Origin of the sequence: Legionella norrlandica, from assembly GCF_000770585.1 — a bacterium.
Taxonomy (GTDB): Bacteria; Pseudomonadota; Gammaproteobacteria; order Legionellales; family Legionellaceae; genus Legionella; species Legionella norrlandica.
This window is the reverse complement of sequence record NZ_JNCF01000052.1, coordinates 1-20,536: the sequence shown is the minus strand read 5'-3', so window position 1 is coordinate 20,536 and position 20,536 is coordinate 1. Positions and strand designations below refer to the sequence as shown.

Genomic DNA, 20,536 nt, shown 5'->3' with positions numbered 1-20,536 from the left:
CGACAGGCCATTACTTCTGCTGGATTTGGATGCATGGCGGCACTTGATGCGGAAAAATATCTGGATTCGATATAAATTGGCATACGATGACAGTTATACTTTTCCCGACCCCATAAAACTAGCGACAGACAGGGTCTATTAAGCATAGGGGGGGGCTTAACCCCTCAACGAATTCTACAAGCCTATTCTCAGGGAGTCTTTCCTTGGTATGAACCAGGAAATCCTGTGCTTTGGTGGTCACCTAACCCACGCCTTATATTGATACCTAAAGAATTCAAAACCTCCAGAAGCTTGAGGAAAACTCTGAAAAACCCTTTTCACCTGAGTATCGACACAGCATTTCATCGAGTCATTTCATCCTGTGCTACTTCTTCTGGCAGAACTAATCGAACCTGGATTACCAATGAAATGATAGAGGCATACACTCAGTTACATCATATGGGTTATGCTCATTCTTTTGAAATATGGGATGGCACAGATCTTGTGGGAGGATTATATGGGATTAGTTTAGGGCATGCTTTTTTTGGCGAATCCATGTTTCACACCATTACTGATGCTTCCAAAGTCGCGCTATATTTTTTATGTAAGACTATGGAAAAATGGAATTTCGATTTTATCGATTGCCAGCTCCCAACAACCCACTTAATAAGTCTGGGGGCCAAAGTAGTAAGTCGAAAAGAGTTCCTTCGTATGTTATACGACACTTTAAAATACCCAGATAAAAAAGGAAATTGGCAGAGTAATTAAATAATACAGTTTTTTGTGGCCTTGCTAAAAAGCTGCTGACAAACCTCACCACCGGAAATATAGGATAAATGTCAACAAACTCTAATAAAATCTTTATAAAATTAATAATTGAATGGCTATAAGATTGCCATTTTTCGCAATTTAGTGCACTATTTCACTTTTATAAAATTTGACACATCATTTTTGAGAGACATATGGCAAAAGAAGATCACATTGAAATGGCAGGTACCGTCATAGATACATTACCCAACACTATGTTTCGTGTTGAATTGGAAAATGGACATATCGTTACTGCTCATATTTCGGGTCGCATGAGAAAAAATTACATCAGAATCCTTACTGGTGATAAAGTTAAAGTAGAGTTGACTCCTTATGATCTAACAAAGGGTCGCATCATATTCCGAGACAAAGGCTAAGTTCATTCCACTAAATTTCTATACCTATCTTGTTTATTTCTCTCTTAACAGTTCATTCAGGAATACCTTGCTTGAGAAGTCATGTTGCCTTGCAGATGACTTCTCTTGCTATCTGCTATCTAGCGCTGCATTTATTCTCCAGCAACCATCATTTTTTCTATTAAAATGGAACCACAACGTGTGGAGATATTAGGATTAATATCACTTCCTATAGCCGATATCATCTGATACATCTCTTTGAGATTTCCTGCAATAGTAATTTCATCCACTGGATATTGTATTATCCCATTTTCAACCCAATATCCGCTTGCCCCTCGCGAGTAATCTCCTGTAGTACCATTTACGCCCTGTCCCATAAGTTCAGTAACCAATAGGCCATTTTTCATTATTTTCAAAAGCTCAGATAAATCACCACAAGTAGGATCAATAGTTAGATTATGTACTCCATCACTGTTTCCTGTTGTTTTTAAGCCCATTTTGCGTGCTGAATAACTACCAAGAACATATTGCAGTAAACGTCCTCTTTCAACCAAGACGTTTGGCCGAGTTGGTACACCTTCGGCGTCAAAAGGAGAACTTCCCAAAGCACCTTTTAAGTGCGGTTGCTCATAGATACGAACAAACTCAGGGAACAATTGTTGTCCAATAGAATCCAGTAGGAAAGAGTTTTTTCTATATAAATTAGAACCACTAATGGCATTGACAAAACTTCCCAATAATCCACTAGAAACTCTTGAAGAAAAAATAACCGGTGTCATTTGTGTTTTAATTTGTCTTGAACCTAAGCGACTTAGCGCCCTTTCAACAGCTTTTTCAGCTATTAACTCAGCAGCAACTAAATTCTTTGCATCCCTGGTAGTTGTATAATCATATTCTCGTTGCATTTCACCATGCTCTTCAGCGATTACTGAACAGCTGATGCTATGTCGAGTACTATGAATAAATCCTTCACAACCATTGGTATTAGCATACCCATGATGAGATTCATGGGTGGAAACATTAACCCCATCAGAATTAGCAATTCTCTTATCTAAAGACAAAGCATGTGATTCACACTTCAAAGCGATTTCAATTGCTTGTTGAGGAGTAATATCCCATGGATGATATAAATCCAAATCAGGGTGATTTGTTGTCATTAATTCTTTATCGGCCAGCCCAAAACAAGGATCCTCAGCACTAACCCTTGCAATCTCGCAAGCTGCCTTCACTAAGGACTCCAATGCAGCTGGAGAGGTGTCAGTACTACTCGCTCCTCCTTTACGCTGACCTATATAAACTGTTAATCCAACTCCTTTATCTTCACTAAAAGCAACTGTCTCTACCTCTCCCATACGTACATCGACTGAAAAACCTCGATCATAATTTACTGCTACTGCAACATCCGTAGCGCCTTCTTTTTTAGCTAACGCCAAAACATCTTTTATTACTCGAGTTAATTCTGTTGTTGACTTATATACTGCACTATTGCTATTTTGCGGTTTAATTTGCATAAGAGATTCCGTGGTATTGAATGATGTACATAAGGATACAATAACATGTCCTCACAAACCAATGTTTATCCTGCAAACAGATTGAATAGGTGGTCTTTGCTAATTTTTATCATTAGCATTGTGCTCCCTTTTTTATCTTACTCTGCTGACCATTGGCAAGAAATCACCCCAGGGATAGAATATCAAGATCTTGAGGGAGGAATATTGAACCCATGGTCACACATCCATGTGTTTCGTATTGATCTTAATAAGAATCAACTGGCATTGGTTACGGCTAAAAAATTAGCTCAAAAAAATGCATCCGCCGATCAATTTGCAGAATACAGCAAGGCACTATTAAGTATAAATGGCGGTTTTTTTGACCATGAATTTAATCCATTAGGACTGAGAATTAACAATAAAAAACAAGAAAATCCTTTAAAACGCATTAGCTGGTGGGGGATTTTTTACATTAAGGATAACAAACCACGCATTACTAACGTACGCAATTTTCATTATGATAGAAATATTGATTTCGCTATCCAAAGTGGCCCCCGGTTATTAATCAGAGGAATATACCCTCTCTCAAACCTGGAGTCGCTGACAGAACTGCCTTGGGTATAACTGCTGAGGGCAAAGTTATTATACTGGTAACAACTAATGCTGCTATGTCAACAAGACAATTAGCTCAACTCATGAGATCTCCTCCTTTATTGTGTACAGATGCGATTAATCTGGACGGAGGAAGTTCGAGTCAATTGTATGCCAAGATTGATAATTTTCAGTTAAATGTACATGGATTTTCTAATGTCAGTGATGCCATTATAGTGAAAAAAATATAAAATTTTATTCTCTATTTCAAATTGCTTCTAGAAAATTATAGCCGCCATATAGATTCCTCAATCCATTGCTATAATAAAATAACAATAGTTCGTAATATTGCCTGATCCAAAGGTGTATTAATGAAATTTAAGAAAATTAGAACAATTATTTATCATTATGGTGATGAGGAATTACTTAAGCGTATTCTGTATCAGTCTAAAGAACCTATCTTAATTAAAATACCTAATTTTACTAGCCAGTTTTCATTAAATTATTTTGAACAGCTGACTCAGGCTAAAACAACTTATTGTGTTTTCGAAAACAAACAATGTGTTGGCTTTTATGCGGGGAACTTTGCAGAAGTTATCACCCAAATAAAAAATAATAATCCCATTAGAATTTTTGGACAAATTTTCTCACGGGAACGGTCTAAAGACATAGAGCAACATATCCCGCTTTGGCAAAAAATACCTTTGAGGCCAAGATATTTTAGAGAAACAAAAAAAGTCACCTACTTCTTTGGCGGTAAAGGGGCAGTAACCGAGATACATTTTGATAGAGAACAATGTTGCAATCTTCACTTATGCTTAAGTGGAAAGAAAAGCGTGTTGCTATTTACAGAAGAGCAAAATGACAAACTTTATAAGCTTCCTTTTGTTGGAGATTCTTTGATTGATTTTACCCAACCAATGGATGTTTTGTGCCAACAGTTCCCAAAACTAAATCATGCAGAAGGCTACCAAGTTCAACTTGAGAAAGGAGATATGTTGTTCATGCCAAGAAATTGTTGGCATTATACTGAATACCTTGATGCTTCTGCTGCCGCTACTTATGTCTTTTATCCGCAAAAAATTCTACAATTTTATGGTTATTTCACAGGAAACTTTTTTTTGGGATATAAAGAAGAGTCTGGTTTTAAAATTTATAAGTGGCCTTTCTTTGAAAAATTTAACCAAAATTACGCATTCTCATCAGGAAATAAAAAATTCGTATTTAAACTAATTGAAGCTGCTTTATACCTGATTATGTTACCTACGGTTAGTCTATTGAATATTATTTCCCATAAAATAAAACCACGCAGAGTTTTTTAACTTGGAGTAGGCCCTCTGGATTTAACCCACAACTTATCCACAGAATAATCCCAAATTATTCTATTGACCAAATAAAAAAAACACATTATCTTGTTATAAAAGCCCCTATTACACCCTATATATTGGGTTTTTTACTATAATTATAATGGTAGTGAACGAAGAATTCTCTTAACTGTCATAAAAACAGGGCCAAGTCATTGTTTCAGCGAAGCTAGGATGGCCTTATTAGTTCGCAGAATATGTCGGATTTACTGAAATAATGACTGAGCTAAACATATCTCGTGGAGGAAAAATGTCCGAAATTCTTGAGCCGGTAAAGGATATACCGCTAACAAATCAACTGGAATTGACTTCTAATGCTCCAGGTATACTTAAAACCATCAAACGAAATGGTAAAGTAGTCATTTATGACGATACTAAGATCAAAATCGCTATTACCAAAGCCTTTATTGCTGACGAAGGAGGCACAGCCCCAACATCAGATCGAATTCACCAACAAATCGAAGAGTTAACAAGGCAAATAACCCAGGTATTTAAACGTCGTTTACCAAGCGGTGGGGCTATCCATATTGAAGAGATTCAAGACCAGGTGGAGCTTGCTCTTATGCGTAGCGGCCATTACAAAGTGGCTCGTTCCTACGTGTTGTACAGAGAGGAACGCAGAAAAGCACGCGAATCCGAATTAAAACAAAAACCCCAAGACAGTAAAAACCTGTTGATAACTATGCCTAATGGAGAAATTCAACCATTAGATATGGAAAGGATAGATACTATTGTCAAAGAAGCCTGTCGTAATCTCGACAATGTAAAAACAGAGCCTGTTATCAAAGACGCTTTACGTAATCTCTATAACCAAGCCAAGTATGAAGACGTGCATAAAGCATTAATTATGGCAGCGCGTGCTCTAGTCGAAAAAGAACCTAATTACACTTACGTTAGTGCGCGCTTACTATTAGATAGTTTACGTGCTGAAGCGCTAGTTAAACTCAATCTTAAATCCGAAGCCACATTCGATGAAATGGCTAAACTCTACCCAACTTACTTCAAAGCCTATATAGAACAAGGCATTACCCAAGGCATGCTTGATCCTAAGATGGCTGACTTTAACCTAGACAAACTTAGCAAAGCCCTCCTCCCTGAACGAGATATGAAATTCACTTATTTAAGTTTACAAACTTTATACGATCGTTATTTTATTCATGAACGTAGTGTGCGGTATGAGCTTCCTCAAGCATTTTTCATGCGAGTAGCCATGGGACTTGCTATTCGTGAACAGCATAAGGAAGAGAAAGCAATAGAGTTTTATCAATTACTTTCTTCTTTTGATTATATGTCTTCCACCCCCACACTATTTAATTCAGGAACAGTAAGGCCACAATTATCCAGTTGCTATTTAACCACAGTCCCTGATCATTTGGATGGCATTTATAGTGCTATTAAAGACAATGCATTACTCTCCAAATATGCTGGTGGATTAGGTAATGACTGGACCCCTGTGCGAGCAATGGGAGCTCATATCAAGGGAACCAATGGCAAATCTCAAGGTGTGGTTCCTTTCTTAAATGTTGCTGATGCTACTGCTGTAGCAGTAAATCAGGGTGGTAAACGCAAAGGAGCTGTCTGTGCTTACCTGGAGTGTTGGCACAGAGATGTAGAAGAGTTTCTGGAACTGAGAAAAAATACAGGCGATGATCGTCGCCGTACTCATGATATGAATACCGCTCTATGGGTACCCGATTTATTTATGAAGCGTGTTCGAGAAGATGGCAACTGGACTTTATTTTCCCCTGATGAAGTACCAGATTTGCATGATCAATATGGCAAAGCATTTGAAACTCTGTATGCTGAATATGAAGAAAAAGCGCGCCAAGGCATTATTAAAAATATTAAAACTGTTTCGGCTGTTAAACTATGGCGCAAAATGCTTTCCATGCTTTTTGAAACAGGCCACCCATGGCTAACATTCAAAGACCCTTGCAATTTGCGTTCCCCCCAACAACACGTTGGAGTAATACATAGTTCTAATTTATGCACAGAGATTACTTTAAACACTTCTGAAGAAGAAATCGCTGTATGTAATTTAGGCAGCATTAATCTTCCTGCCCATATTAAAAACGGCAAACTGGATGAAGCGAAGCTCAAACGCACTATCAAAACTGCGGTTCGTATGTTAGATAACGTTATTGACATTAATTATTACTCTGTACCCCAAGCTCGTCATTCCAACTTGCAACATAGACCTATTGGCTTGGGTCTCATGGGATTCCAGGATGCATTGTATGAGTTAAAAATGGATTATGCATCTAATGAAGCCGTTGAATTCGCTGATTCTTCTATGGAATTAATTAGTTACTATGCTATAGAAGCTTCCTGTGACTTAGCCAAAGAACGTGGTAGTTATTCAAGTTATGAAGGATCTTTATGGAGCAAAGGTATATTGCCTATCGATTCAATTAATTTGCTGCAACAATCTCGCAATAAGTATCTAGAACAAGACCGCTCACAAAAACTGGATTGGGAACCATTAAGAATTAAAGTTCGTACACAAGGAATGCGTAACTCCAATGTGATGGCCATTGCCCCTACGGCAACAATTTCTAACATCTGTGGTGTCTCACAATCCATTGAGCCGACTTATCAAAATCTTTATGTTAAATCCAATTTGTCAGGTGAATTTACTGTCGTGAATCCCTATTTGGTAGCTGATCTAAAAACGCTAAATCTTTGGGATGAAGTCATGGTCAATGATCTAAAATATTTTAATGGCAGTGTACAGCCCATCAGTCGTATTCCAGATGATCTGAAAAGGCGTTATGCCACTTCATTTGAGATTGATCCTATGTGGTTGGTTGAAGCAGCATCACGCCGCCAAAAATGGATAGATCAGGCCCAATCCTTGAATATTTATATGGCACAGCCTTCTGGTAAAAAATTGGATCAGCTTTATATGCACGCCTGGATTCGTGGGCTAAAAACCACTTACTATTTACGCAGCTTAGGTGCAAGTAATGCTGAGAAATCCACCGTTACCGATGGAGCACTCAACGCAGTCAAGTTGATCGATGCCGAACAACCAAAAGTATGTTCTATTATTGATCCAGACTGTGAGGCTTGCCAATAATCAGGAGAATTTTATGAACTACAATAATAATCGAGAAATTGTCGTAACTCCTATTATGGGCGCGACAGGACTTGAATCTTTAGAGATGGGAGCAGCACGTATCCATGTTGATGATAAACAAATCATCAATTGTCGTGCTGATTTAAACCAGTTGGTTCCCTTTAAATACAAATGGGCTTGGGATAAATATTTAACAGCCTGTGCTAATCACTGGATGCCTAATGAAATCAGTATGAGCGCCGATGTTGCTCTATGGAAAGATCCTAACGGGCTTACAGAAGATGAACGTTTAATCATTAAACGTAATCTTGGATTTTTCTCAACTGCTGACTCATTGGTTGCTAACAATTTGGTTCTTGCTGTCTATAGACATATCACCAATCCTGAGTGTCGACAATATCTACTACGACAAGCCTTTGAAGAAGCCTTGCATACCCATGCTTATCAATACATCATTGAAAGTCTGGGCTTGGATGAAGCTGAAGTATTCAACATGTATAGAGAAATACCTTCTGTATCCAGAAAAGCTGCGTGGGCATTACCATTTACACAAAGTCTTGGTGATGAAACTTTCCATACAGGTACCCTGGAAAATGATCAACGCCTACTACGTGATTTAATCGCATTTTATGTTGTATTTGAGGGTATTTTCTTTTACGTGGGATTTACTCAAATATTATCTATGGGGCGGCGTAATAAAATGGTAGGTACTTCCGAACAATTCCAATATATATTGCGCGATGAATCCATGCATATGAATTTTGGCATTGATGTTATTAATCAAATCAAAATTGAAAATCCCCATTTATGGACACCTGAATTTAAAGATGAGATGATACATCTCATCAGAGAAGGTGTAGAGCTGGAATACCAATATGCCAGAGACACCATGCCACACGGTATTCTAGGAATGAATGCCGAGATGTTTGAAGAATATTTGCACTTTATTGCCAACCGTCGTTTAAACCAAATCGGCTTGGCAGATCAATACCCTGGCGCTGAAAATCCATTCCCTTGGATGAGTGAAATGCTGGATCTTAAGAAAGAGAAAAACTTTTTTGAAACTCGCGTCATTGAATATCAAGCGGGTGGTACTTTAAGTTGGGATGATGAATAAAGTTTGGTGAATCATGGTACCCTTATTATGACAAAGTCATAATAAGGGTAATTATCCCATAAAAAGCAGCTGAGACCGAAGCAAGCAAGATAATGACGTTGAGGATACTGGACTTTTTTGAATTTTTTCGCGAAAGCAGCGGTCAACACCGGTGAGTGGAAAAATTCAAAAAAGTCCTGTAGATTCAATGTCATTATCTTGCGCAGTAAGTTTTGACTGCTTTTTCTAAGATTATACTCCTCCTACTAACTTCGTCTAATATAGAATGTACCCTTATCTTTTATAATCCCATTTCCCCTAAGGTCTATTGCCCCCTAATACATTTTAATTTTTATCCTCTACACAAAGAGAATTGTGGTGACATTTTTTTATGATCGGGTACAATCCCAAGCGCATAGGAATAATGCTATGAAAACAGAATGCCGCATGGCATCTAAGCAAAATGTATTTTAGACCTGGAAAATAAACGTAGTCGTTCAGGGTACATAACTTGAATCTTGCCGGAATGCCAGATTTGTGCCCAGATTGAACGAAAAACTAGATGAGGAAGCGCAGCATAGATCAGTATGTGAGAATTTATCGGCCAGTTTTTCATTCAAAAGATGGGCCAAATATGGCATTCTGGCAGATACAGCGTGAACAGTTACAAATAAACATGAGGTAAACGATGAAGACTAAAATAGAGAAAAAAGAAGACAACACGAATTACAGCTTTTTATTAAAATGTATGGCAGCGGCAGCCGCAGCCCTTGCTGTAGCGGCAATAGTCACAGCTATAATAATAAAAGCAACTGCCGTTGCTGCGGTTGGATTTGGTGTCGCAACAGCAGGAGCTGTTTTAGCGCCATTTTTATTTACAGCTGGAATAGTATTAGCCGCTGCTGGGATCTGTTGTCTTCCATTATTGTTTTGTTGTGGCGGTAGTCGCAACATTACTGTAGGTGCAACACCAAGTAGACCATGGGGAGGCAGTACAGTATACACTACTACTTATACTCCAACTATGTTCTCTAGGCCTTCTGTTGTTTCTAATGGAATTGGTACTGTTCATACTCATGGTAATGTTCACCATCACGGACACACTCACCACCATGGGCACGATCACCACCATGACCACGGTGCTAATATCCATGTACATGGCGGCCCAACCATTCATGGTCACCGCTAATTTCTTATAAATTAAAATTTAATGTTGGTCAAAATGGCCCAACATTCAGTAGAAACAAAATTTACTTTCTTAAGTGTGGGAATAAAATTACATCTCTAATTGACTGTGAATTTGTAAATAACATGACTAATCGATCGATTCCTATTCCTTCGCCTGCTGTTGGCGGCAAACCATACTCCAATGCTTCGATATAATCACTGTCAAAATGCATCGCTTCCAGATCCCCAGCATCCTTTTCTTCCACTTGCTTACGAAAACGCTCTGCTTGATCTTCTGCATCATTTAACTCAGAAAATCCATTCGCGATCTCGCGTCCAGCAATGAAAAACTCAAAACGATCGGTTACTTCTGGATTTGCGTCAGAGCGTCTGGCTAAAGGAGATATTTCAGTAGGATACTCAGTAACAAACGTTGGTTGAAATAACTGATGTTCAACAGTTTCTTCAAAAATAATAATTTGTAGCTTCCCTATGCCATCTGTTGTTTTGTAAAGCATATCTAAATTATTAAGAATTGCCCTGCATCCCTCGATGGTTTCTAATTGTTGCGCTGTGACGTTAGGATGATATTTCAATATCGCTTCTTTTACGCTTAAACGTTCAAAAGGTTTATTAAAATCAATGACCTGGCCTTGATATTCTACTTGCCGAGTGCCTAATACCTTGTCACATAGATAATGGAACAATTGTTCAGTGAAATCCATCAAATCATTATAATCAGCATAAGCTTGGTAGAACTCCAGCATAGTAAACTCTGGATTATGGCGAGTAGAAATTCCCTCATTACGAAAATTTCTATTAATTTCATACACTCGCTCAAAACCGCCTACGACCAGACGCTTTAAATATAATTCAGGTGCGATCCTGAGGTACATCGTCATATCAAGAGTATTATGATGAGTTATGAATGGACGAGCTAAAGCCCCTCCTGGAATCGGATGCATCATGGGAGTCTCTACTTCTAAAAAGTGATTTTCATCCATAAACTCTCTAAAGGCTCTTATCAAATGAGAACGAATTAAAAAGGTTTTGCGACTTTCTTCATTAGCAATCAAATCCACATAGCGTTTCCGGTATTTTAATTCTTGATCAGCCAAGCCATGAAATTTATCAGGAAGTGGCCTCAACGATTTTGTTAATAGCTCAACATGCTTAGCATTAATGGTAAGCTCACCAGTGTTCGTTTTAAACAACTCACCTTCCACACCAACAATGTCCCCCAAATCCCAATGCTTGAATTGCTCATAGACCTCAGGAAGATCATTGGAACGAATATAAACCTGGATGCGTCCTGACACGTCTTGGATATGGAAAAAACTGGCCTTTCCCATAACTCTTCTTAGTACAATTCGCCCAGCCACAGAGGCTTTCACATGTCGCTGTTCCAGTTCTTCCTTACCAATTTCCGAGTATTCTTTTATTAAAGCATCAGCCAAGTGTTTGCGACGAAATTGGTTTGGGAAATTAAATCCAGCAGCACGGAGATCCTCCAGTTTTTGCTTGCGAATTTGATAAACTTCACTTTCATCTATATGCTCTTCACTCATACTTGCCCTACTCCCGCCTTTAAACTGGCTTCAATAAATTGATCTAAAGAACCATCCAATACTGCCTGAGTATTGCTGGTTTCAACGCCCGTACGTAAATCTTTAACACGAGATTGATCCAATACGTAAGAACGTATTTGAGATCCCCATCCAATATCTGACTTGCTAGCCTCCAGTGCTTGTTGTTCCGCATTTTTCTTTTGCACTTCCAGCTCATAAAGTTTGGCACGCAATTGTTTCATTGCCTGATCTTTATTCTTATGTTGACTCCTGTCAGTCTGACACTGAACCACTATACCGCTTGGTCCATGCGTAATCCTTACTGCAGAATCTGTCCTGTTCACATGCTGGCCGCCAGCACCTGAGGCTCTATAAGTATCAATCCGCAAATCCGCAGGATTGATTTCAATTTCAATATCATCATCAATCTCTGGTGAAACAAAAACCGCTGCAAAAGAAGTATGCCTTCTATTACCGGAATCAAAAGGAGATTTTCTAACTAGACGGTGCACTCCAGTTTCAGTTCGTAACCAACCAAAAGCATATTCGCCAGTGAAATGGATAGTTGCGCTTTTAATTCCAGCAACTTCACCAGGAGAACATTCGACCAGTTCAGTAGTAAACCCATGCTGTTCACCCCAACGTAAATACATTCGCAATAACATTTCAGCCCAATCTTGGGCTTCAGTGCCTCCTGAACCTGCCTGAATATCAAGATAAGCATTGGAATGATCCATTTTCCCAGAGAACATTCTTCTAAATTCCAAACCAGCAACTTGTTGCTCAATCGATTTTAATTCATCACCAATATCATTAAGAGTTTGCTCGTCATTTTCATCTCGAGCCAACTCAAATAATTCTGTCAATTCTTTAATAGACTGACTTAAATGACTTAGTGAATGGACCACAGCCTCAAGCTGAGTTCGTTCACGTCCCAACGCCTGAGCCTGCTCAGGATTATCCCACACATTAGAGGATTCGAGTTCACGAATCACTTCTTCCAATCGTTCGTTTTTGCCCTCGAAGTCAAAGATACCTCCTAAGTGATTCTATTCGATCACCAAGGTCAGTTAAGCTTAAATTGATTTGATTCACTTCTAACATAAGTGTCTCTTTTAAATGTAAAAAGGGACGGATTTTACAGTGAAAGTCATATTCTATCTAGTGCTCTCTCAGAATTCGGAGCAAGCTGATCTAACAATCCTAATTACGGTCAAAGCTTACTACTGTCTTTTATTCCGACAGTCGTGATTTAATACGATGCGTTGCTTGACTTAGAATTTNGAGAGATTCGGGACTCAACTTACCTCTAAAAACTTTCACCAATTTCCTTCAAATTCAAATCATGTTCATAATATAGCGACAATACTAACCGTTCTTTTTGAGGTAATCCATCAATAATCTCAGTTAAACGACGAACCATATCGTTGCGCATCACATTGGCATGAGGCTCTGTTGAATTTCCCGCTTCATCATCGTATAACACATCATCAGTGACTCCTAAATCCTCAAAACCATAGAGATGACTACTAACGGAATCCTGCAACATGTCATGATATTCATCAAGTGATATTCCTAACTCTTCCGCAATTTCATTATCCTTTGCTTCGCGCCCAAATTTATGCTCTAAAATACGCACAGCATCGGAAATCATTCTTGAATTACGGTAAACCGAACGAGGAACCCAATCATTTCGCCTTACTTCATCAAGCATATGCCCTCTGATGCGAATTCCTGCGTAGGTTTCAAATGAGGCCCCCTTGGACGAATCATAATGTTTTGCTGCTTCGAGTAAACCAAGCATTCCTGACTGAATCAAATCATCAAGTTGCACGCTTTGAGGCAAGCGTCCCAGTAAATGATGAGCTATCCGTTTTACCAGTGTGGCATGGGTTTTTACCAATGTTTCCTGGGTTTGTTGATTTACTTTGCTGTATGCTGCCAAAGTATCCACGACACTCTCCTTACCATAACAGCACATTTATTATTAGTCATTTAGGTAAATCTAAGACAAACACATTACAACTATTTTAAGTATAGCGAATAATTTAAAATTCTCCTGTTGCCAATCGTTCTAAAAAGAAACTGGTATTTCCTCCTAAAGAAGGTTTAAATGACCAATTACTGACAGTATTCGCCAGTTCTCTCAAAGAGAGCGCAGCAGGGGAATCAGGGTAGGCTATTAAAACAGGATTTTGTTTTTTTATTGCCCGATGAACATTGTCATCGAATGGAATTGCTCCTAAATAATCTAGCTGCACATCTAAGAATTGTTCAGAAACACGGAATAATTTATTAAATAACTCTCGTCCATCCTTTATGTTTCTTACCATATTAGCGAGAATATGAAAATGGGTCCATTCATACCGCTTGCTCATCACCTTAATAAGGGCATACGCATCCATTAAAGAAGTAGGCTCATCACAAACTACTACAATCAATTCTTGTGATGACCGAGTGAAACTCAAAACCGTTTCAGAAATCCCAGCAGCAGTATCAATAATCATATAATCCAAATCATCAGTTAATTCATTAAACGCATCAATTATTCCAGCATGCTCAGCAGGGCTAAGTTGAGTCATGAACTCTGTTCCAGAAGCAGCAGGGATAACTCTTATCCCGGATGGTCCATGAAGAATAATATCGTTCAAATGACATATTCCCTGGATAACATGAGATAAATTGTATTTCGTGTGTAAACCCAACATAATATCCACATTAGCCAATCCCAAATCAGCGTCAAGAAGCATCACACTATAATTAAGCTGAGATAGGGCAATGGCCAAATTAACCGCGATATTACTTTTACCCACACCACCCTTTCCTGCTGAAACAGCAATAACCTTAACAGGTTTAATGCGAGATAAATTTCTAAGATGAGAAGTTTGATCTTTTATACCCTTGCTAAGTTTCGCCATAACTCGCTCCTAATATTTCGGATTTATCTTGCTGTCTCCTGGAGTGACTAAAGCCGCTCCTTGTATAGAAATGCAATAGTTATTCCAATTTGAGACTAAAGTAATAACAACAAGTATCACCTTCCTTCAACCCATTGATTTTTTTGAGTTATCAGAGGTGACATGTATTTCTTGCACTGATTAAATAATCATGACCGAGGGATTTTGACACCTATCCGCCAAAATTTCGACAATAGCATGTTTGGGTAAAAATCATCAGAATGGGATTTGAATAAACTAGTGGCTTTTCATTGGAGGCATATTATCCGCTCAGCACTAATCTCTGATTTACCCATCTACTTGTTGCTGGCATTTATCTTCAGCCAAACTTTGACAATTTGAATTACAATCGATTTCATCTGATGTTATGCAAACATCATCCAGACATTGTTGGTAGTTTTCTCCTATACATTCTTCCATATTCAACTGAGATACCCCTTCATCCACAGAGGGAATATCAGCGGCAAAAATTTCTAATGAGAAAAATACTATCCCAAGAAAAATTGACACTTTGTTCATTATAATGTCCTTTTAATGGAAATTTGACTTAATTATAGACGCCCTTTCTTTTTAATCCTGTTTCAATAATAAAAAAATCATGCGAAACTCAAGAACTCACTATTGAAAAAACTTTCTAAAATGCGTAGCAAAAAAATCATTTTAACCAATTTTACTCGTGCTATTTATAGTGAATCATATTGTATAAGACCAGATACCGAGAAAGAACTCTTTCACTATATTGCGCAAAATAAACCCATCTCCCTATTAGCCAGAGGGGCTGGTTTAAGTTACAGTGATGATTGCTTAAATAAAAAAGGCTGGTAATTGATACCTCTCGATTTAATCATTTAATTGATTTTGACGCCGAAACAGGCATTGTTGTATGTCAGGGTGGAACGCCACTTAAGGATCTGTTTTTGCTGCATGATGAATTCATTCCGCCAGTTCTTCCAGGTACCGTGTTTGCCACCGTAGCAGGTGGAATAGCTAATGATGTGCATGGTAAAAATAATCCTATTGCGGGCAGCTTTGGTCATCATATAACTTGGTTTGAATTATTGGTTGGTGATAAATTAGTACATTGCAGCCGTAAGGAGAATAGTGATTTATTTTATGCCACTATTGCTGGATTAGGTCTAACTGGCATTATCATCCGAGTAGCTATTCGTCTAAAAAAAGCATCACGCTTTCTCCAGGTAGCAAATAAGCAATTTAATTCTATTAGTACCCTAATAGAAAACATGGTTAGTTATGGCCTACAACAAGATTATCAAGCCGCTTGGGTGGACTTGTTGCACCCTAATGCGCGTGGTATTTTATCAACTGCAACCTACTGTGCTTCTCCTAATTTTCCTAATAAAGAATTAAGAACTTATAGCCTACCCAAATTGCCATTTAATCTAATCCACAAATGGAATATGAAATTATTTAATCAATATTTTTATTCCAGAAAACAAACCAACAAAATTCAGACTCTTATCGAATACAACAATCCTCTGGATAAAATATTACATTGGAACAGGCTGTATGGCCCTAAAGGCCTGATTCAGTTTCAGGCTGTATTTGATCAAAACAATGCACTGCAAATTATTAATCAATTGATACATAGGATTAGAAATTGTAATGCCACCCCAACTCTTGCCGTGCTCAAATTATTTACGAAACCTGGAGAGGGGTTGCTCTCTTTCTGCCAACCGGGATTTACTTTGGCTATTGATTTCATCAATAATTCTCAAGCTCAAAAGGCTATAAAATCTATGAATCAATTCATCCTGGAAAATAATGGATATATATATTTGGCCAAAGACTTATTATTAACTCCGGAACAATATCGTTCAATGTATAAAAATCATTTAAAATTTGCTCAAGTCCTTACAAAATATCAATGTGTTATGCATTCCGATCTGGCTTTGCGTTTAGGAATAATAACATGATGCATCGTACCTGGGTTATTTTAGGAGCGACCTCCATTATTGCAGAACAATTTGCCCATTTTGCTGCGAAAGCAGGCCATCATTTGCGTTTAGTTGGGCGCAATCCCGAGCAATTGGATCTGATCGCGAGAGACATTCGCTTACGATATAGAATCCCTTGTGAAATAATGCTCATTAATTTTTCTGAGCCATCTGATCAATTAATTACTATTTTAAACACAGAAGACAGAGAACTAGACTTATTTATTGCCCATAGTGATTTTGCTGATAATGAGCATTTAAATTATCAATCAATTAAATATTTAGTGAATACCAATATTACCTCAACGGCCATCCTAATTAATGCCTATTTGCAATCCAAACAAGAAAAACATCATATCCTATATTTAAGTTCAGTAGCAGCCTGCCGCGGTCGTGCCAAAAATAGTCTTTATGGTGCCAGTAAAGCCGCTATTGAAGTATTTCTCCAAGGATTGCAGCAACAGGCAACCAAGAGTCAAAAAATCACTATTGCTCGACTTGGTTATATTGATACCAGACAAACTTATGGATTACCAGGAATTTTTTATACGGCCCGACCTTATGATTGTGCCAAAGCATGTTGGAAAAAAATAAATCATAAAAAGGAATTGTTTTATTACCCAGGCTTTTGGCGAATAATTATGACTGTGATCGCAAAACTTCCTTCTTTTATTTACAAAAAAATGGGCAAAATATAAAAAATCATTAGAAAATGAATCATAAGAAAACATCAGCAACTTAATTTATGTCATCGCAGTATTCTTGATAATATTGCCGTTCAGTATGATAAAAAATACTGCTAAAAAAAGCGAATTATCATGAATTTATTATGTCAATCTCTGATTCTGTATATAGTTTTTTAATAGTTAATACCGCGATAAAACAAAGCAGTGCGCTCAAAATAAGATAAAAGCAAGGAGCAAGGTTATTATTGAACGATTGAATAAGATAAGTAGCGATAAAGGGGGTTAAGCCACCAAAAAAAGCAAATGCAAGATTATAAGAAATAGCAATTCCGGTATACCGAATAGGCACAGGAAATAATTCAACCAATAAGCTGGGATAAACCATAATAAAACTACTTAATAATCCAAAAATAAATAAAGCGATTATCAGTGATGGTGTTGTTTGCATGGATAAAGTAACAAATAAATAATAACTCAAGAAAATAAAACCGGCAGCACCAATCAAAAGAATAGGCTTACGTCCCAATCGATCGCCACACCAACATAGGAATATCAGTAAAAAAGAATAAACAGCTAAATTAATCGTATTTAACAGAGTCGCCTGTTGTTTAGGATAAGCAAGAATAGTAGATAGATAGGTAGGCATATACAGAAATAATAAGTTAATCATAACTGAACCCAGACAAGTTAAGCCGATACCTTGCAAAATATTTTGCCAATATCTGGTTATCGCCTCAATAAATGGTATGCGCGTATTTTCCGCAGTACTCTTAAATGCAATAAATAATGGGCTTTCCGCTAATTGTTTTCGTATATAAAAACTAAATACACCAAGAAATCCACCAAAAATAAAGGGGATACGCCAACCAAAACTTAATAATTGTTCATGTGAAAGTTGTTTCGTTAAGATTAAACTGATCGTCGCGCCTAGGAAAATACCTAAATTGAGACAAGAAAAGATTACACCACAAGCCAGTGTCCTTGAACGTGGATTCACGTGTTCGCAGGTAAATGTTAATGCTCCCGGAATTTCACCGCCAATGGATAATCCTTGCAGCAAACGCAAAGAAATCAACATAATACTAGAAAGAATACCGATATGTTGGTAAGTTGGTAAAAACCCAATAAGGACAGTGGGGACAGCCATTAAAAGAACAGAAAAGAGAAATGTTTTTTTACGGCCGTATTTATCACCAAAATGACTGAACGCAATTCCACCTAAAGGACGAATCAAATATCCAATTGCAAAAATAGCGTAAACGCTCATCAATGAGGCGAGATTGTCCGTTTCCGGGAAAAAAATCTGACTAATTATTGGTGCGAAAATCACGTAAATTACAAAATCATAAAATTCCAACGCACCACCTAAAGAGGCAAGAAAAATAATTTTTCGCTCACTTGGCTTTAGCCGTAACTCATACACTGCAAAATCCTTTTTTTCATAAAAAGGGGTAAAGTATCATAATTTTCAATAGCTTTCATAATTTTTTGTAACTTCCAGATTGCCTAATGACAAAATATTATCTCAAAAGTCAGTTATAATAAGTAATGAAACCTTAGCAAGTTAACATGGAAGTTAAACATAGGTTAATGGCATGACAAAATTATTCAATCGAAGAATTTTATTAAATAGTTTCATGATTCTCTTACTTGTTCTCCAAGGAGGAATTAATCTTGCTAGTTATTGGCGTATTCAACAGTTACTCATAACTAACCATACTGTTCTATACACGCAACAAGTAATCTATGTAATTAGTGAACTGCGGTATCACATGCTAGAGATGCAAAATAACCTAAGAGGTTATGTCATTACTGGCAACCCTATCCATCTCGATGATTATAAGAAAAAGACGCAACTAGCGTATGATAAAATAGCCGAATTAAAACAATTAGTTCACAATAATAAAAATCAATCGAAGCGATTAGAACACTTATCTGTTCTTTTGCAACAGCGTGTCGAATTTTTTAATCACATTCTTGCTGTTTATCAGAAGGAAGGTGAGAAAGCGGCAGGAAGTATCTTGGCTAGCGATAAAGGTCTTTATTTTGCCGATCAGATTCGCATTCTTTCTATGAGTATGCAAAATGAAGAATTAAACCTGCTTAAGACGGCAAATCATGCACTTCAAGAGAACTCTGCCACTACAAAATATTATTTAATAGCAGTGAATATTTCCTCGCTTATCTTGATAGGATTATTTCTGCTTATTTTTAACTGGCAATACTCGAGAGCAGTGCAAATTAATCGCAGACGAAGACAAACCGAGAATCAATTAAAAGGAATTATCGCTGCAACTAATGACGGCATTGCTGCTATGGATACTAACTATAATCTTATTGTGTCTAATCAGGCTTTTGAACGCTGTTTTTTTCAATTATTAGGCAAATCGATAAGCCAAGGATGCAATCTCAAAGAATTACAGAACGAATTACCTCAAGAACAGCAATTTTTGCTAAGACAACTTGATAGAACGCTAAAAGGAGAAAATCTAGATCAAATTCATGAAGTTATCTCATCACAATTAGCACCCAATATTTATGAAATCACTTACAATGCAATATGCGATATAAAAGGAGAAATCAAAGGGGTCGCCCTCGTTGCAAGAGAGGTGACTGATAGAATCAAGCTTGAGAAGGCAATGAAACAAGCGAATGAACAACTGGCTTTTTCAATGGCAGAATTAAAACAACATAATGAAGCCATTTTACTTTTAAATCGATTAAACAGTGCATTACAATCCTGCCTATCAGTTGAGGAAACCTTTAATCCCATTACTACTTATGTCAAAAAGATACTTCCTTTCGCCGCCGGGCAGTTGTATCTTGCCCACCCCTCCCGCAATTATTTAGATCTTGTTGTCGGATGGGGGGAAATTCAGGCTAAAAATGAAATGATTATCTCACCAGAGCAATGCTGGGCTTTACGCCGAGGACAAAACCATCGTTTTCATCATGCTGAAAATAGCATTTTTTGTGAACACCTGAAACAAACGCCTTCAGTGCCCTCCTACCTTTGTATTCCCTTACAAGCCCAAAATGATAATGTAGGACTCCTCTATCTTGAATTAAAAAATACTGAAAAACTCAGTGAAACTGAGTTTAATCAACTAGTGAATCAGCAGGAATCTTTAATCATCAATATTTCTGAATCCATAGCTTCATCAATAGCTAACATTAAGCTGCGAGACGCGTTGAGAGTGCGTTCCATTCGTGATCCCTTAACTGGCTTATATAATCGCTCCTATTTGGAGGAATGTTTTTCACGTGAAATTCAAAGGGCAAAACGACATAATGCCCAACTGGCCATAGTTATGATGGATTTGGACCACTTCAAAACTCTTAATGACACTTATGGTCATGATGCCGGCGACCTTGCATTAATAGAGGTCAGTAAACTTCTTCAGCAAGAAATCAGGCAGTCAGATATTGCTTGTCGATATG

The 20,536-nt window shown here is 37.6% G+C and carries 14 protein-coding genes and 4 pseudogenes; 11 read left to right on the top strand and 7 right to left on the bottom strand.

Annotated elements, in window-relative coordinates:
* The 3 genes and pseudogenes from OK13_RS15895 to infA all read left to right on the top strand — a co-directional run.
* Positions 1–75 (top strand): annotated as a pseudogene (locus OK13_RS15895) (FAD-dependent oxidoreductase); the annotation flags it as partial.
* 1 nt (position 76) lies between these two features.
* Positions 77–747: pseudogene (aat, locus tag OK13_RS10865) on the top strand (leucyl/phenylalanyl-tRNA--protein transferase).
* Positions 748–941: 194 nt separating this feature from the next.
* Positions 942–1,163 (top strand): translation initiation factor IF-1, encoded by a 222-nt coding sequence (infA, locus tag OK13_RS10860; protein ID WP_035890790.1) that lies wholly within the window; start codon positions 942–944, stop codon positions 1,161–1,163.
* Between the two features lie 131 nt (positions 1,164–1,294).
* Here infA and pmbA read toward each other — a convergent pair whose 3' ends face one another.
* Positions 1,295–2,653, bottom strand: a complete 1,359-nt coding sequence (gene pmbA / locus OK13_RS10855) for a metalloprotease PmbA (protein WP_035890789.1) — start codon at positions 2,651–2,653, stop codon at positions 1,295–1,297.
* 45 nt (positions 2,654–2,698) lie between these two features.
* On the opposite strand from pmbA, the pseudogene OK13_RS10850 reads away from it, so the two are divergent.
* The 5 genes and pseudogenes from OK13_RS10850 to OK13_RS14225 all read left to right on the top strand — a co-directional run bounded on the left by OK13_RS10850 (position 2,699) and on the right by OK13_RS14225 (position 9,951).
* Positions 2,699–3,474 (top strand): annotated as a pseudogene (locus OK13_RS10850) (phosphodiester glycosidase family protein).
* Positions 3,475–3,594: 120 nt separating this feature from the next.
* Positions 3,595–4,545 carry a cupin-like domain-containing protein gene (locus OK13_RS10845; RefSeq protein ID WP_035890788.1) on the top strand — a complete coding sequence of 317 codons (951 nt, stop codon included), beginning with the start codon at positions 3,595–3,597 and terminating at the stop codon, positions 4,543–4,545.
* 292 nt (positions 4,546–4,837) lie between these two features.
* The gene (locus tag OK13_RS10840) at positions 4,838–7,666 is read left to right on the top strand and encodes a ribonucleoside-diphosphate reductase subunit alpha (protein WP_035890787.1); all 2,829 of its coding nucleotides are present in this window, start codon (positions 4,838–4,840) and stop codon (positions 7,664–7,666) included.
* A gap of 13 nt (positions 7,667–7,679) precedes the next feature.
* Positions 7,680–8,783: a ribonucleotide-diphosphate reductase subunit beta gene (locus OK13_RS10835; protein ID WP_035890786.1), complete on the top strand. Its 1,104-nt coding sequence runs from the start codon at positions 7,680–7,682 to the stop codon at positions 8,781–8,783.
* Between the two features lie 667 nt (positions 8,784–9,450).
* A complete protein-coding gene (locus tag OK13_RS14225) occupies positions 9,451–9,951 on the top strand; it encodes a hypothetical protein (protein ID WP_081964920.1) in 501 nt (166 codons plus the stop codon).
* Positions 9,952–10,012: 61 nt separating this feature from the next.
* On the opposite strand, the gene lysS is transcribed toward OK13_RS14225, so the two are convergent.
* The 5 genes from lysS to OK13_RS10805 all read right to left on the bottom strand — a co-directional run bounded on the left by lysS (position 10,013) and on the right by OK13_RS10805 (position 14,973).
* Positions 10,013–11,497 carry a lysine--tRNA ligase gene (gene lysS / locus OK13_RS10825; protein ID WP_035890784.1) on the bottom strand — a complete coding sequence of 495 codons (1,485 nt, stop codon included), beginning with the start codon at positions 11,495–11,497 and terminating at the stop codon, positions 10,013–10,015.
* Positions 11,494–12,601, bottom strand: a protein-coding gene (gene prfB / locus OK13_RS10820) for a peptide chain release factor 2 (RefSeq protein WP_152571678.1) whose coding sequence is annotated in 2 segments (ribosomal slippage) — positions 11,494–12,525 and positions 12,527–12,601 — 1,107 coding nt in all. Because the reading frame shifts where the segments join, the coding sequence is not laid out codon by codon here. Before prfB ends, lysS begins: the two co-directional genes overlap by 4 nt.
* 205 nt (positions 12,602–12,806) lie before the next feature.
* The gene (locus tag OK13_RS10815; RefSeq protein WP_277619298.1) at positions 12,807–13,451 is read right to left on the bottom strand and encodes an RNA polymerase sigma factor FliA; all 645 of its coding nucleotides are present in this window, start codon (positions 13,449–13,451) and stop codon (positions 12,807–12,809) included.
* 94 nt (positions 13,452–13,545) lie between these two features.
* Positions 13,546–14,415, bottom strand: a complete 870-nt coding sequence (locus OK13_RS10810; protein ID WP_035890783.1) for a MinD/ParA family protein — start codon at positions 14,413–14,415, stop codon at positions 13,546–13,548.
* A gap of 327 nt (positions 14,416–14,742) precedes the next feature.
* Positions 14,743–14,973, bottom strand: coding sequence for a hypothetical protein (locus OK13_RS10805; RefSeq protein WP_035890782.1), 231 nt, complete (start codon positions 14,971–14,973; stop codon positions 14,743–14,745).
* Between the two features lie 120 nt (positions 14,974–15,093).
* Between OK13_RS10805 and OK13_RS10800 the strand changes: the two are divergent.
* Positions 15,094–16,388 (top strand): annotated as a pseudogene (locus OK13_RS10800) (FAD-binding oxidoreductase).
* Positions 16,385–17,107 carry an SDR family NAD(P)-dependent oxidoreductase gene (locus OK13_RS10795; RefSeq protein ID WP_035890780.1) on the top strand — a complete coding sequence of 241 codons (723 nt, stop codon included), beginning with the start codon at positions 16,385–16,387 and terminating at the stop codon, positions 17,105–17,107. The pseudogene OK13_RS10800 and the gene OK13_RS10795 overlap by 4 nt, the downstream one beginning before the upstream one ends.
* 118 nt (positions 17,108–17,225) lie before the next feature.
* Here OK13_RS10795 and OK13_RS10790 read toward each other — a convergent pair whose 3' ends face one another.
* Complete coding sequence (locus tag OK13_RS10790) at positions 17,226–18,518, bottom strand: MFS transporter (RefSeq protein WP_035890777.1); 1,293 nt, start codon at positions 18,516–18,518, stop codon at positions 17,226–17,228.
* A gap of 172 nt (positions 18,519–18,690) precedes the next feature.
* On the opposite strand from OK13_RS10790, the gene OK13_RS10785 reads away from it, so the two are divergent.
* Positions 18,691–20,536 (top strand): diguanylate cyclase (locus OK13_RS10785; protein WP_035890776.1); only part of this gene is annotated, 1,846 nt, incomplete at its 3' end.

Coding starts and splice junctions, on each gene's coding strand:
- infA (WP_035890790.1), top strand. CDS start 942: ATGGCAAAAGAAGATCACATTGAAATGGCAGGTACCGTCATAGATACA.
- pmbA (WP_035890789.1), bottom strand. CDS start 2,653: ATGCAAATTAAACCGCAAAATAGCAATAGTGCAGTATATAAGTCAACA.
- OK13_RS10845 (WP_035890788.1), top strand. CDS start 3,595: ATGAAATTTAAGAAAATTAGAACAATTATTTATCATTATGGTGATGAG.
- OK13_RS10840 (WP_035890787.1), top strand. CDS start 4,838: ATGTCCGAAATTCTTGAGCCGGTAAAGGATATACCGCTAACAAATCAA.
- OK13_RS10835 (WP_035890786.1), top strand. CDS start 7,680: ATGAACTACAATAATAATCGAGAAATTGTCGTAACTCCTATTATGGGC.
- OK13_RS14225 (WP_081964920.1), top strand. CDS start 9,451: ATGAAGACTAAAATAGAGAAAAAAGAAGACAACACGAATTACAGCTTT.
- lysS (WP_035890784.1), bottom strand. CDS start 11,497: ATGAGTGAAGAGCATATAGATGAAAGTGAAGTTTATCAAATTCGCAAG.
- OK13_RS10810 (WP_035890783.1), bottom strand. CDS start 14,415: ATGGCGAAACTTAGCAAGGGTATAAAAGATCAAACTTCTCATCTTAGA.
- OK13_RS10805 (WP_035890782.1), bottom strand. CDS start 14,973: ATGAACAAAGTGTCAATTTTTCTTGGGATAGTATTTTTCTCATTAGAA.
- OK13_RS10795 (WP_035890780.1), top strand. CDS start 16,385: ATGATGCATCGTACCTGGGTTATTTTAGGAGCGACCTCCATTATTGCA.